Raw genomic sequence first — 13268 nt, forward strand, 5'->3', positions numbered from 1 at the left:
AAATTATATCTGTAATAAATTAACGATTCATGATTATTTATTTGCTATAAATTTTAGACATTGTAACAGATTTAAAACAATTGATCTTTTCCCGAATATCTTAGTTTTTTTAAAAGGGCTTATTTATGAGACAATTACTATTAGTACTATTTTATGCTTTTCTGAGTTTTGCGAATGCACAGGATACTATATCAAACAACGAATCATTTGATAGATTAATACAATCATCTAAAGATTCTATACATGAAAATGCTTCTAAAGCATTAGATTATGCACTACAAGCAAAGGAACTGGCTCTAATTAATGGAAATGATGAACAGTTGATTAAAGTGTCTTATTATATTTCCAAATGTCAAAACAATTTAGCCAAAAACAAACTTGCCTTACAAAACATTGAACTTGCTATACAACAAGATAAAACGATGCAAGATGCGCAGTTTTTGTATAAATGTTTCCTTTTAAAAGGGAATATTCTTTCAGAATTGGGCCAAGATTCTAAAGCGCTGATTGCTTATTTGAAAGCGACTGAATACGTCAAAAGTATCGGGAATATTACTTATGAAGTTGGATTGCTTACAAGTATTGCTTTTATAAAAAAAGCACATAAGGATTTTAAAGAAGCCATTACTATATATAAAAACATCTTAAATACTTTAGAAAGTAATTCAAATACTTTAAAAAGCCATAATTTAAGATATTACAGACTTCTAACATTGATGAATATTGCTGATGCCTATTTATGGATAGAAAAACCAGATGACGCAGAAATCTATAACAAAGCCGGATTGAGCAAATGTTCTGATACGGTTAGCAAATGGGCATATTATCCTTTATTAATGAATAAAGCGATCATATTTTATCAAAGAAAACAGTACAAAGAATGCACGTTATTAGCGAAACAAATTAGAGATTGTACAAAAGTCAATACAGAAGGTTTATATCTTACGTCTCTATTTTATCTTGGAAAAAGTGCTTATAAGTTAAATGACTATAAACAAACTATAGACTATTTAGAAAAAGCGCAGCGTAAAATAAACGCTTCAGATAATGTTGATTTGAATGAAAAAGAGATGCATGAACTCTTAACACTTGCGTATCATAAAGAAAATAAACATGAAAAATCACTATTTCATTTTCAAAAATATACAGCCTTAGAAAAAAAGCAAAGTATAGAAGATTTAAAACTCAATAATGAAATGCATGAGCTAGTTGATGTTTCTCCCTTAAAAACAGAAATAGACACACTAGGAGAGGAGTTAACAAAGCAAACAAAGAGTCATAAAAAGTATTTCATTTTATCTATACTCTTAATTCTTCTTTTTATTGCTAGTCTGGTATATTATAAGCTAAGAGAAAAATCTACAAAAAATAAATTTAAGGAACTTCTCAAAAAAGTCTCTGAATTAGAGAATAATCAAGAGAAGAAAGTAGTGCCTCAAAAAGATAAAGTATCTGATGAAAATGTGAGAGTAATTTTAGATAAGATTGACAACTTCGAAAAAAATGAATATTACTTATCTACCGAATGTAGCTTAAGTTTTATGGCTGAAAAATTGGAAACGAATCCTACCTATTTATCCAAAGTAATTAATAGATATAAAAGGAAATCATACACAGCTTATATTACAGAATTACGAATCAATACAGCTTTAGTACGATTAAAAAATGATAAAAAACTTCAATCGTATACAATTAAGGCTATCGCAGAAGAGTTTGGATTTAAAAGACAAGAGACTTTTTCAAGAGCTTTTAAAGCACATACAGGAATACATCCATCTCAATACTTGAAAAATCTTTAACAAAAACAGCAGATTTATTGATAAATCATGATTTGTCAATAGTATAATTTTTGTTTTAGTTCAATATTTCTTTGCTTCATCAGATATTAATCATTCAACATAAAATATTATGAAAAAAAAGAACCTAAAAGGACTATTACTACACAAGTATAGTATTTCGAACTTAAGTTTACTTCATCAAAAAATAGGAGGAGATATTGAAACAGTAACTACAGAGCTAGGCACAACAAGTCCTAATACTGTACTATCCATTAATCCAGAGTGTACAATTGTGAATATGTCCGATATAGCTGATTGCGCTTTTACTGGCATGTATACTGTATGTAACACAAATACTGGAGTTACAAAAGCGCAACCTCCAACAGAGCATCAAGAATGTCCTACGAACGATACTAATATAATATACTGAAACGCTTACAAATCATGATTCATCAACAGCTTTGTTTTATGTTTTAAAGGAAAATTGATTGCTTTACATCACTAATTTTAAACATAATTATGATGAAAAAAAAGAATCTAAAATCATTGAAACTAAACAAGAAATCTATTTCTAGTTTTTCTGTCTATGGAGGCGAACCTGTGACAACATGGCGTTATTGTGAATTACCACCTGAAAGCTATCTAGAATGCCAACCAACCCAGAAAGAAACAGTTGCAAGGATGTGTGGGACAACAATTCCAACAACAACCTGTCCATCAGTATACTGCTAATAATACAAAACGTAAAACAATGTAATCATGAAGAAAAAAATAAAAACATTAACACTAAATAAAAAAATAGTAAGTGATCTGCAAAAAAATATAAAGGGAGGAGAAGAAGATAACGCCTCAGGAGGTATACTATGTAAAACGTATACGCAGGCTCCACTTCCTCCAATCACAATACCTGCAGATGCATGTAGAGATACCATACATAATTGGTGCGATTCACGATTTGGTGGTTGTGAATCTTACTACTGCTAGTTTAGCACCTAAAAGAAGTGAAAAGACAAGATATGATAAAAGCATATCTTGTCTTTTAAAAATTATTACTTTGGCAATGGGCAAACATATACATAGAATTACGTATAGATCCCATAATCAATAGTTAGACTAGTTACAAATTATAGGGGCACAAGTGTGTGGATGTATCACAGATGCACAATTATTATCTCCCAGGCTAGTAGCTTTATATGGCCGACACCAAAATGTAGCAGGACAAGCGCCAAGTGATTCGCATCCACCAGCTAATGTATTATCTGGGCAATCGTTTTGATCCGCAGTTTTATTGACTACTCCACCTGAAAGGCTACGATTTTTGAAGTTACTAATCACTTTTTTGTTGAATTGTAAACTCTTTAAATGTTGTTTTTTCATAATATATTTGATTTTAATGTTACTATTCAATCTTCAAGAAATGTTCCAAAGTTTACGTATAAAAAATAATTTTTTTTTGATATATATTTAGGGTAAATTCTAGTAAAACCGTTTTGAAATCTCTTGCTAATATTTTGAAAATTCACAATCAATAGGAATCTATTTTTTTAAAAAATAGTGGAGCTTTTAAAAGAAATAAGAGTTCTTTCAATAGACAATAAATAATTTAAAGGAAGAATATAAAACAAAAGAAAAAAGCGAGTCGAAACTCGCTTAAAATGAACTATAATACCAAACAACATTCAATAAAAATATTGGTTATCGATATTGGTTCTTCTGGACATGCGCCTAATGATTTACACCCTATAGCTAAAGTATTATCTGGACAATCTTTTACATCAGCAGTTAAATTTGCTACGCCACCAAAAAGGCTACGATTTTTGAAATTACTAATAACACTTTTGTTAAATGATAAAACTTTCAAATTCCTTTTTTTCATAATAAATTAATTTTAATGTTATATATCCTGTAGTTAAGAATTTGAAGTTCTGTTACCCATAATTTACACGAAAATGTATAAGATTCTCAAGATAAATTCCAATCAAATTTTTCGGCAATTATATGCCAATGTCTTGGGAACGGACACTGAATCACAACAGGTTTATTTAAAAACGGATGTGTAAACGAAAGTGATGCAGCATGCAAAAACAAATCAGAAACCTCAAATTCCTCCTGAAACATTCTGTTATGAAAACGATCTCCGTATTTTGGATCGCCAATTAATGGATGACTTATTTTATTGAGATGAATTCGCAATTGATGCATTCGACCTGTTTTGGGAAGTAATTTAACCAAGCTATATCGCGAGGTTTCAAAAGGCTGCACAGGAATCGGTAAGCTTATAGTAGAAAGTGTCTTGTAAGCTGTAAATGCTTCTTTATGTACATTTGCGTCACGACCTTTTACAGCTGAGTCAATTTCACCTGTATCTGGAGAAAAGCCTCGTACAACGCCATAATACACTTTCTCTATTTGATTTGTAACGAATAATTCTTGAAATGATGAAACAAACGTTTTCTCTTTCGCGCAAAGCACAATTCCCGAGGTTTTTCTGTCCAAACGATGCATAGGGAAGTAGCTTTTTCCAAACTGTTCATCAAGCAATTCAAGCAATGTTTGCTCCTCAGCTTGATTTCGTGCCATCGACGAATGATGCACCAACATATTATTGGGTTTTGCTACAGCAATTACAAAATCGTCTTCGTATAAAATCATGTGCAAAACTAACAAACTATTACACAAAGCACATAGGTTTCTTTGACTTTGAATAAGATTGTTGTAGTTTTAACTTGAATCAATTCCAGCTAAAAGCAACAGACATTGAAATCCGAAAAATACCATGAAACAACTATTAATTCTCACTTCAATATTTCTATTCACTTCATTCACAACTCCTTTGGTTGCACAACAAGATGATTTTATCAAGGAATATTTGGAACGATTAGAAAACTCAAAAAAGTATTTAATTCTAGTAGCTGAAACAATGCCAGAAGATAAATATGACTACAAAGCATCGCCAGAATCATTGACGTTTGCTCAAAACTTATTACACATTGGATATGCAATGGATTGGCACAGTCAGTCCTTACTAGGCGGTCGAAAAGCCAGAGTTTGGAAAACAGATACCGAATTTAAAGTTGCCAACAAATCCAAAAAAGAAATGATTGCTTTAATCAACAAAACATTTGATGAAGCCATCAAACTAATCACAGCATTTGATGTAGATAAACTTAGTGACAGACTGGATTACTTCGGATTGAATAGAACGAAAAGACAAATTTTATTATTACTCTCAGATCATATAACGCATCATAGAGGACAAATGTTGGTGTATATGCGATTAAACGGACTTGTGCCGCCAAGATATGTGTTGTTTCAGTAAATAAACTAGTGATTCTTATATATTGAATTTAATAACAATCTGTTTTAATTTGCTCCATATTTTCAAATTCACTCAATGGCAAACTTAATTTTGATCTTGTAATGATTTCCAATATGTTTAACACTTGATTTTGCATCGCTACTGAGCCACAAATCATGATAACACCTTCATTTTGTAAAACAGTTGCTATAAAATTTTGTTGTTGCTCAATTATATCTTGCACATATTGTTTTGTTGCAGTTTCTTGTGAATATGCAATATGTAAACTCGTCAATTGATCAGAATCGAGTCCTTTGTCTAAAAATTCTTTGTATACATTAACAGACGATTTTGTGCGTGTTCCCCAAAATAAATGCAGTTTTTTAGCGTCTTTATTTTCATCAATCATTCCTAAAAATGGCGCAATTCCAGTTCCGTTGGCAATCATAATAATCTCTTTTGAATCGCTAGGTAAATGAAATTCATGGTTACGTTTTATGGTAGCTTTTGTAGTATCATTTTCGGATAATTGACTCAAATACGTAGAACACAAACCAAATTCGTGTTTTTTCACGCTTAAAACAATAGTGCCATCTATTTTACCTATGGAATATTGTCGTTCTACCAAATCGTTTTCTGGATAGAATGATAACAAGTCGCCTGATTGAAATTTTTGCTTTTTTGTAGGTTGAAGTCGAATTAAAAATGTAGCATCTTCGTTTATATCTGAACGCTCTATAACAGAAAAGGAGTTTAATTTTTTCAGATTGATGTTTGCTTTTGGTTTTTTGATTTCAATCGGAATTCCAGTTTGTTTTCCCCATTGTTTAGACCAATCTTCAAAAGCAGTAAACGATTGATTGTTTATTTTAAACACAGGCATGACAGCTTTAAAATTAGCATGTGCATTCAAGAGTATATCTACTTCAACAGCGTATTTACAATAATCAGGATACAATAATGAACCAAAACCAACAACAGAATATTGAATGGTATGTTGATGTTTTGTGTTTTGCAATAAACGTTCAAAATGTTTAGCATTACTTGGTGCTTCTCCTTCGCCATATGTTGACGTCATTACTACGATATGCTTAGCACTTTTATAGTTTGTATATGCATTTAATTGCGTTATAAATACCTTTTTTCCATTCGCGAGAAGCGCATTAAAAAACAGATTTGCAAAACGATAGGTATTTCCAGTTTCTGAGCCTACTAAAATGATAAACTCAGCAATATCTTTATCATGTGTATTTTTAGAAATTAAGCTCTTTTTGGTACGTTTCAAGGTCATTTTGAAACCAGAATACATGAAGAAAATCAAGGCGATACAAGCGAGTAGTAAAATAATAGCCCACAAAATAGTTCCTTGTCCTGTGTGTAATAGCAAACTCCATTGAGAAGCAATGGCAACCCACGGAAGCTGATATGTACTCAGAATTTCTCCTGTATATTGATGTACTTGTAATTCTTTATTTGTGAGTTTGATTAAAAAGTAGTCTTCGATAGCATCTGAAAATGGAAATTCAATTGTTTTTACTTCTGATAGAGTTGTATTTTGGAATACTTCAAAATCTGTTGGATGTACTTTTTGGGGAAGTGTTTCTGCAAATTCAACGTTTTGATGCGAAACTTGATAGGATGGCAATAAGGAGAACTTTTCCAATGATAAATAAACTCCTGTAAGTGTGATAATCACCAACGGAATCCACATGATTTTCCCTAATTGAATGTGATAATATTGCTGAAAATTCTCTTTGACAACTTTTGTAAAGAAACGACGAATTCCACCTTGTCGTTTTGCTATAAGAATGGTTCCTGTAAGTACGATTAAGAAGAGTAAAAAAGATACAAAACCAACAATAAAGCGTCCTGTACTTTTTAAAAATAAAGAACGATGTAGGTTAGTGGCAAACTTGAAAATTGGTGCTTTTTCAACAAGATCACCCAACTTTTCCCCTGTTGTTGGATTGATGTAAAACGTTTCACTAGCGCCGCTTTTTGTAATTACAGATGCAATGACAAAATCATCATTGGTTACTTTTACGTCAATGACTTCATCATACTTTTCTTGAAGAACAGAAATAGTATTCGCAATAGATATTTCATCTAAATTCTTTACTGCATATGGTTCTAACTGATTTGAAATAGGCTCAAACGCTAGAATAATTCCTGTTATAGAAGCAATTGTTATAAATAGGGAAGAAGATATAGCCAACAATAAGTGGCTATATCTCCAGATAGAAATTGTCATTGATGAATGTGTTTATTGTGGAATCATTCGAATGTATCGAATAAACCCTTTTCCAGTCACTTTGCTTTTTACAGTTGCTGATGTAAGTTCAAATTGTACGTCGTCGGTATAATATTCTTGATCTTCCACAGCAGTTTCAAAACGTATTTTATAACCTGCGTCAATTTTATCATTCGGAATTTCAATCACACTAATTTTTCGTTCGCCACCGCTAATAGTTTCTCCAGTAATGGCATCAATATCGGGACGCCTTTTTCCATGAAATTTCCACCATTCTGTAATGTCTGAATACCATTCGTTATCATTTCCTTGTACGTATAAGGTTTGCACATATTCATCCTTAGCATTCAACAAAGAAATTACGATATACGCGCCTTCGCCAGTATAGTTTTTCATTTGAATCATGCATTTATATTTAGAACTTTCTACAGTAGTGCTAAAACTCGTAAGCATACAAACAGAGAGTATACAAACAAAGGCCGTTAGTAGTATTGTTAACTTTTTCATGTTTTTATTTTAAAAATGTGAGATCTATTTTTTCTTGTTGCAATAACTCATTTTCTGCTGCTAAATCGTATACACTTTCATCAAAAGTTGTTTTTTGAGACGTATCGGCACCAATAGAAATTAAATAGTGTAGAATCTTCGCGTTTTTAGCCTTCATTGCCGCAATGTGTAATGGTGAAATACCATCTTTATTTTGCTTATTTACGTTGACTCCAAGTGAATGTACATATTTAATTAACGCGATGTTTTCTGAATCTAAAGCCAAGTGAAATAAGGTGTTTCCGTTTGGTTGAGGCTTTAAAAAGTCAAATCCTTTTGCTTTTAATAATGCTAACTTTTTATTGAAATTTTCCTGTTTTTTTGAATTGAAATTTTTCAATAGATAAAACCCAAGATTGTTCTGTTCTTTGTCAACAACCGTAATATCAGCGCCTTTATTCAACAAAAGCGACACAACTTTAGGTGAATTTCTATAAACAGCATTTGTTAAAGCAGCTGCACCTTCTTTGTTTTGATGATTGATGTTTTTTACCTGTGAAGCCAAATAACGAACGATTTCTTCAGTATTTCGATATGCAGCATATAACAGTGGTGTATTTCCATCTGTATTGGCTTGATTTACATTGACACCTTTGTCCACAAAATACTTGATAAGGGCCAAATCTTTAGACTTAGAAGCCAATGAGAGCAATGGTGTTTCGCCATCTGTAGTTGTAATATTTGGTTCAATTCCCAATGAAGCTAGATATTTGAATGTTTCTAATGTATTCACCTTTCTTCTTAATCCGCGACTTGCAAAAATAATAGCATTTTCATTCTTTTTACTTAACGTTTTGTAATCAATTCCTTTTTCAATTAAACGTTTCATTAGTGGAATGTTTCCTGCTTTTGCGACATAATTGAAAATTCCATTTCCGTTATGATCTGTACTTTTCAATGAAACTCCTTTTGAGATAAAATAATCAATAATCTCAAAGTTTTTAGCGAAAGGTGCTACTAACAAAAGTGCATTGGCACCGTCATTGTTGGTATCTTTAGAAAAATTTGCTCCACGAATGAGACAAAAATTATACAACTCAGTATTTAACTGACCTGTAACAGCAGCAAAATTTGCTACAGAATATCCATGACTATCCATAATATCTGTTTTCGCACCTTTCTCAACTAAAAATTTCATCATTTCTAGGTTATCTCTATAAGCAGCCCAAAAGATGTATGTTCTTCCATCATGCGTGAGTTTGTTTACATCATTTCCCTTTTTGGAAAGCAAGTATTTGATGGTTTTATTGTCTGTTTTTTCAATCAATGCCATTGAGACAGCATCAAACATATTTCGATCGAGTTCAGCAATATCGTTTCCTTTGGCTATTTTTTGATCAATATCTGCAATACTTGGATTCGTTTTCCAATACGCTCTACTCAAAAATTCATTGGATTGTTGCGCAATACCAACTCCTACAAATAGAAATAGCATACTTGCTGAAAGTATTCTAATAGTTTTTATCATCATTTATTTCTTTACGAATGATTCAATCACTGTACTTATTTCTTCTTCTTTTTTGATTTCATCTGAGAATAAATACTTGTACAATGCTTTGTTGTCTACTTTTGCTTCTAGTGATAAATCTGTGTTTCTATTGTAAACTTCGTTCCATTTTTGACGAACTGTTGCCCATTTTAGTTGGTGTTCCTTCCACCAATCAGCAGCAGCTTTACAACGACTATCTGCTACTTTTTTATACACATTGTATCCTTTTTCACTAGCAATGATGACATCCTCTTTTCCAGCTTCTCGTACTACTTTTAAATTGTCTTGATCGTGTACCCAACCATTGTTTGTAATTTCATGTCGGTTGCCACGAACAGTTACATTATAATCACTACGCTTTGTATATTCACGTCTTGGCAATGGCGCATCGGTTGTGTTTTCCCAGTAGCTTTTTCCATCAACATGAACCCAAGTTCCAGAGCCTTCATAGCGTGGACTGTCATCTACTTGAAACACTTTTTGCGTCCATTGTTTTTTTACATCAGATTTAGACTTTTCTTCAAAAACCCAATTATTATCTCCATTATACATGTAGAAATCAGTGTTTTGATACAACCAATCTTGACGCCAATGCTTCACAATGTGTGGTTTAGCAGGGTTTCCAACTTGTAATAAATGCTGAATAGAAACTTTATTTTTTTCATCAACAACAAGTTCTGCCCATTCCAAACCTGTAGCTATTTTAGTTTTTGAAGGTTTGTATAAAGAGTCTTTACTATGCTGAAATGTTTCTGCAAAATTGAAGGTTACTTCAAAGCAACCACACATTTCTTTGATCGCGTTTCTGTCTTTTTTCTTTTTACTCTGTGCACTTGCTATATTGATAGCAACAAGCGATATAACGAGTAGGAGTATGTTTTTTTTCATTTTGATACGATGTTTAGAGTTAAAAGGCGCAGTTTATGATGGCTACGCCTTTTTTAAGGCTCGAGAAACATTCTAAAATCTATTTTAAAATAATAGGTATTCTCGAAAAATAAACCTCACTTTATAAGTCTTTATAGATTAAAAATTTGTCACATTATCGTTTGGTTGATACACATAGTTAAATGTGAAATAGCGACTTTCATTTACAAAAGCATCAGGCGCATCAGGTGCATCTTTGTAATAGCTTAATATTTCAACTTTAGCATATTTTCCGTCGTGTGTTTTAATAACCAATATTTTTCCTGGAGTAGGATTGATTAAGTGTGTTGGCGGACCAGCATACGTATACCAACCATTTCCGCTACCGCTAGGTATTGCATAACTTGAAGTAATATCTTGTACTAAATTTTCAGTTTTTACTTCAGTTACAGAACTCATGGTTCCATCTTCAATATATACTGCTGCATTTCCTGTACGTGCAGGTTCATCGGTAGTTCCTAAAGATGCGCCTCCATTAATAATGATTGAAGTTCCTCTAAAAGCAATATCCCAATCTGTATCACTTGTGGTAGCTTGACCAGTTGCAAAATTAAATTTGGCAAAAGTACCCGAAACAGGTTGTCCTTGTCCTCCGTTTTGTGGCGCATGTAGATTGCTTATTGTTTCTGAGTTTACAGGTAGTAATTGTGGCGTGGTATCATCGTCACTACTACAAGCGATACTTCCTATACATAGTAAAACAAGGGTTAAAAATTTAATAGTTTTCATGATTATTTAGTATTTATATTTAAAATTGAATTGTTAGGTTTCCGTATATAATTCGTCCAGCAATATTGCTGATGTTTTGTGGATCGGTAAAGTCAAAAAGATTGTCTACGCCAACACCAAAAGTGTATTTGTCATACATTGTTTTATTGAATGCGATATCCCAAATTGCATATCCGTTTACAAAATTGTCGTAGCTGTCTAAATATCCGTTTCCGTTAGAATCAGCTATACCGTATTTGCTTCGATATACAGTTCTGATATTTGCGTTTGCGTTCCATTTGGGAATCTTGTAAAATAGTTTTCCGTTTGCCATGTGTCGCGAACGATTGAAGAGTCCGAAATAATCAGAAGTTTCTAGTTGAAAAGACGGAGAACTTAGACTTTCTCTAGCAAATACTTGTCCGTTTTCAAAACCATCTTCCGCTGCTTTATCTTTTGCAAATAGCAATTGATATCCTGCTGAAAACTGTAGATTCTTAATTACTTTCCAGGTTGTAGAAAACTCCAAACCTTGTGTGTATACTTCGTTTACATTGGTATAACTAAATACATTTTGTCCGTTGGTTTTATTGGCAATGATTCGTGTATCAATCAAATCATCAATTGTATTTCTAAATACATTTAGTTGAAATGATAGTTTGGATGTTGGATTGTAATCCAATCCGATATTAATAGCAAGCGAACTTTCTGGTTTTAATTCATCTGAAAAAGCACTTACCGGCACTATTTGATTGGCAATTTGTCCTTCTGCTTCTAATTGAGCAATAGCATCTGCAACTGCATCATATCCTAAAACAGTATAACCGACTGTAGCATTGGTGAAATTAAAATAGAGTTGTCTGAAATCTGGTGCTTTAAAACCATATCCTGCGGAACTTTTTACGGCTAATTTTGAGTTTATTTCATAACGAGCTGCCAATTTTGGACTGAATTGTGATGCGTATACATTATGATTATCAAATCGTGCACCGACAATTACATTTAACTTATCTAATGGATTTCCATCGTATTGCGCATATAGGTATGGAGCTTTGAATTTTGGAGTTTGATCAAAAAAAGTACGATCCAGGGTTTCATACGTATATCCAATTCCTGCGATGTATGCTGTTTTTTCAGAAGCTTTATAAACCGTGCGCAATTCTGGTCGAATCATGGTTTGATCGAAAAACGATTCACTAAACCTTGTATTGCTAGCATTATCGTTTAGAAACTCAGAAGCATCATAATTTGTAGCATAAAACTCCAGTGAACTTTCCCACTTATTATTAAATGCATGCGCTAATTTGGTGTGAATGTTCCATTCGTTAACGTCACTTTCTCCCTGTAAAGTTTCTGAAGCAATATTGTCTTGTGTTTGCGTGAAGAAGCGACCTGAAACTAATAGATTTGTTTTTTCTGAAAAATCATACGTTGCTTTTGAAGATATCGTATAGTTTTCAAATGGTTCAACTGTATTTGCAGTCGTATTTTCGTTTAAATCAAAACCGCCACTGCTATAACGATTTACAAAACCTGAAATACTGAATTTGTCATTTTTATAACCAATATCGGCGCGAGTGTCATAGGTTTCAAATGAAGCTGTACGCTGTTGAATACTTCCTTTTATACCATATTTAGGAGTTTCAGTAATGATATTAATTACTCCACCAAGCGCTTCATTTCCATAGAGCGAAGAAGAAGCACCTTTTATAATTTCTATTTGTCTGATGTTTCCAACCGTAATTCGATCTAAATCTAAAGTTCCAGCTGAACGGCCAATTAATGGAACACCATCTACTAAAATAAGTGTATACGCAGCATCTAATCCTTGCATCTGAATTCCTTCGCCACCACCAAAATCGGGAACAGTAATTAAACCGCTTTGTTCATTTAAAATATCACTCAAACGAACTGCATTGATGGCTTTTAAATCCTTTTTTGAGATAATTGAAGCCGATAGTGGGAGTGAAGATAGTTGTCGCTTTGTTCGTGTTGCTGTAATTACAACATTGTCTAATCTTTCTATCTTCAATGAATCTTTTTCTAGAGTTTCAGGCTGTTGCGAATACATACAACCTGTCAAAAGCATGAAGAAATAGAATAGAATATTATTTTTATTTAGACTCATTACATATAATTTGATTGCAAATATATATTTTATTTTTATTCAATCTAAATAAGAACAGTCTTTTTTTGTTAAAATTTTTAAGTGACTATTTGATACCGATTTATAAGTCGTGAGGAAGTGCTTTTAAGGGCATTTTAATTTGT

Annotated in this window: 14 protein-coding genes; 5 read left to right on the forward strand and 9 right to left on the reverse strand. The window is 32.5% G+C overall.

Annotated elements, in window-relative coordinates; all coding sequences use genetic code 11:
- Window positions 1-125: 125 nt before the first annotated feature.
- From ACRBBL_RS16750 to ACRBBL_RS16765, 4 genes are all read left to right on the forward strand, one after another.
- Window positions 126-1799, forward strand: coding sequence for a helix-turn-helix domain-containing protein (locus tag ACRBBL_RS16750; protein ID WP_431370221.1), 1674 nt, complete (start codon window positions 126-128; stop codon window positions 1797-1799).
- Window positions 1800-1908: 109 nt separating this feature from the next.
- Window positions 1909-2208 (forward strand): hypothetical protein, encoded by a 300-nt coding sequence (locus ACRBBL_RS16755; RefSeq protein ID WP_431370222.1) that lies wholly within the window; start codon window positions 1909-1911, stop codon window positions 2206-2208.
- Between the two features lie 92 nt (window positions 2209-2300).
- Window positions 2301-2510, forward strand: coding sequence for a hypothetical protein (locus ACRBBL_RS16760; RefSeq protein WP_431370223.1), 210 nt, complete (start codon window positions 2301-2303; stop codon window positions 2508-2510).
- 27 nt (window positions 2511-2537) lie between these two features.
- Complete coding sequence (locus ACRBBL_RS16765) at window positions 2538-2762, forward strand: hypothetical protein (protein WP_431370224.1); 225 nt, start codon at window positions 2538-2540, stop codon at window positions 2760-2762.
- A gap of 129 nt (window positions 2763-2891) precedes the next feature.
- Here the strand turns inward: ACRBBL_RS16765 and ACRBBL_RS16770 are convergent, their stop codons facing one another.
- The 3 genes from ACRBBL_RS16770 to ACRBBL_RS16780 all read right to left on the reverse strand — a co-directional run bounded on the left by ACRBBL_RS16770 (window position 2892) and on the right by ACRBBL_RS16780 (window position 4430).
- Entirely contained in the window at window positions 2892-3155 is a 264-nt protein-coding gene (locus ACRBBL_RS16770) for a hypothetical protein (protein ID WP_431370225.1), read from the reverse strand.
- Window positions 3156-3438: 283 nt separating this feature from the next.
- Entirely contained in the window at window positions 3439-3654 is a 216-nt protein-coding gene (locus ACRBBL_RS16775; RefSeq protein WP_431370226.1) for a hypothetical protein, read from the reverse strand.
- Between the two features lie 86 nt (window positions 3655-3740).
- The gene (locus tag ACRBBL_RS16780; protein WP_431370227.1) at window positions 3741-4430 is read right to left on the reverse strand and encodes a pseudouridine synthase; all 690 of its coding nucleotides are present in this window, start codon (window positions 4428-4430) and stop codon (window positions 3741-3743) included.
- Between the two features lie 124 nt (window positions 4431-4554).
- Between ACRBBL_RS16780 and ACRBBL_RS16785 the strand changes: the two genes are divergently transcribed.
- Window positions 4555-5097: a DinB family protein gene (locus tag ACRBBL_RS16785; RefSeq protein WP_431370228.1), complete on the forward strand. Its 543-nt coding sequence runs from the start codon at window positions 4555-4557 to the stop codon at window positions 5095-5097.
- Window positions 5098-5125: 28 nt separating this feature from the next.
- Here the strand turns inward: ACRBBL_RS16785 and ACRBBL_RS16790 are convergent, their stop codons facing one another.
- From ACRBBL_RS16790 to ACRBBL_RS16815, 6 genes are all read right to left on the reverse strand, one after another.
- Window positions 5126-7327 (reverse strand): PepSY domain-containing protein, encoded by a 2202-nt coding sequence (locus ACRBBL_RS16790; RefSeq protein WP_431370229.1) that lies wholly within the window; start codon window positions 7325-7327, stop codon window positions 5126-5128.
- Window positions 7328-7339: 12 nt separating this feature from the next.
- Window positions 7340-7834 carry a DUF2271 domain-containing protein gene (locus ACRBBL_RS16795; RefSeq protein ID WP_431370230.1) on the reverse strand — a complete coding sequence of 165 codons (495 nt, stop codon included), beginning with the start codon at window positions 7832-7834 and terminating at the stop codon, window positions 7340-7342.
- A gap of 4 nt (window positions 7835-7838) precedes the next feature.
- Window positions 7839-9341: an ankyrin repeat domain-containing protein gene (locus ACRBBL_RS16800; protein ID WP_431370231.1), complete on the reverse strand. Its 1503-nt coding sequence runs from the start codon at window positions 9339-9341 to the stop codon at window positions 7839-7841.
- Window positions 9342-9344: 3 nt separating this feature from the next.
- Window positions 9345-10250, reverse strand: coding sequence for a DUF6607 family protein (locus ACRBBL_RS16805; RefSeq protein ID WP_431370232.1), 906 nt, complete (start codon window positions 10248-10250; stop codon window positions 9345-9347).
- A 138-nt stretch (window positions 10251-10388) separates the two neighbouring features.
- Window positions 10389-11018 (reverse strand): HmuY family protein, encoded by a 630-nt coding sequence (locus tag ACRBBL_RS16810; protein WP_431370233.1) that lies wholly within the window; start codon window positions 11016-11018, stop codon window positions 10389-10391.
- A 19-nt stretch (window positions 11019-11037) separates the two neighbouring features.
- Window positions 11038-13125, reverse strand: a complete 2088-nt coding sequence (locus tag ACRBBL_RS16815; protein WP_431370234.1) for a TonB-dependent receptor plug domain-containing protein — start codon at window positions 13123-13125, stop codon at window positions 11038-11040.
- Between the last annotated feature and the right edge of the window lie 143 nt (window positions 13126-13268).

This window comes from Kordia sp. (assembly GCF_050633145.1).
Classification (GTDB): domain Bacteria; phylum Bacteroidota; class Bacteroidia; order Flavobacteriales; family Flavobacteriaceae; genus Kordia.

Bases quoted from the DNA above. Each gene is read 5' to 3' on its own strand.
- ACRBBL_RS16755 (WP_431370222.1), top strand. From the start codon at position 1,909: ATGAAAAAAAAGAACCTAAAAGGACTATTACTACACAAGTATAGTATT.
- ACRBBL_RS16770 (WP_431370225.1), bottom strand. From the start codon at position 3,155: ATGAAAAAACAACATTTAAAGAGTTTACAATTCAACAAAAAAGTGATT.
- ACRBBL_RS16815 (WP_431370234.1), bottom strand. From the start codon at position 13,125: ATGAGTCTAAATAAAAATAATATTCTATTCTATTTCTTCATGCTTTTG.
- ACRBBL_RS16810 (WP_431370233.1), bottom strand. From the start codon at position 11,018: ATGAAAACTATTAAATTTTTAACCCTTGTTTTACTATGTATAGGAAGT.
- ACRBBL_RS16805 (WP_431370232.1), bottom strand. From the start codon at position 10,250: ATGAAAAAAAACATACTCCTACTCGTTATATCGCTTGTTGCTATCAAT.
- ACRBBL_RS16785 (WP_431370228.1), top strand. From the start codon at position 4,555: ATGAAACAACTATTAATTCTCACTTCAATATTTCTATTCACTTCATTC.
- ACRBBL_RS16800 (WP_431370231.1), bottom strand. From the start codon at position 9,341: ATGATAAAAACTATTAGAATACTTTCAGCAAGTATGCTATTTCTATTT.
- ACRBBL_RS16790 (WP_431370229.1), bottom strand. From the start codon at position 7,327: ATGACAATTTCTATCTGGAGATATAGCCACTTATTGTTGGCTATATCT.
- ACRBBL_RS16765 (WP_431370224.1), top strand. From the start codon at position 2,538: ATGAAGAAAAAAATAAAAACATTAACACTAAATAAAAAAATAGTAAGT.
- ACRBBL_RS16780 (WP_431370227.1), bottom strand. From the start codon at position 4,430: ATGATTTTATACGAAGACGATTTTGTAATTGCTGTAGCAAAACCCAAT.
- ACRBBL_RS16775 (WP_431370226.1), bottom strand. From the start codon at position 3,654: ATGAAAAAAAGGAATTTGAAAGTTTTATCATTTAACAAAAGTGTTATT.
- ACRBBL_RS16795 (WP_431370230.1), bottom strand. From the start codon at position 7,834: ATGAAAAAGTTAACAATACTACTAACGGCCTTTGTTTGTATACTCTCT.
- ACRBBL_RS16750 (WP_431370221.1), top strand. From the start codon at position 126: ATGAGACAATTACTATTAGTACTATTTTATGCTTTTCTGAGTTTTGCG.
- ACRBBL_RS16760 (WP_431370223.1), top strand. From the start codon at position 2,301: ATGAAAAAAAAGAATCTAAAATCATTGAAACTAAACAAGAAATCTATT.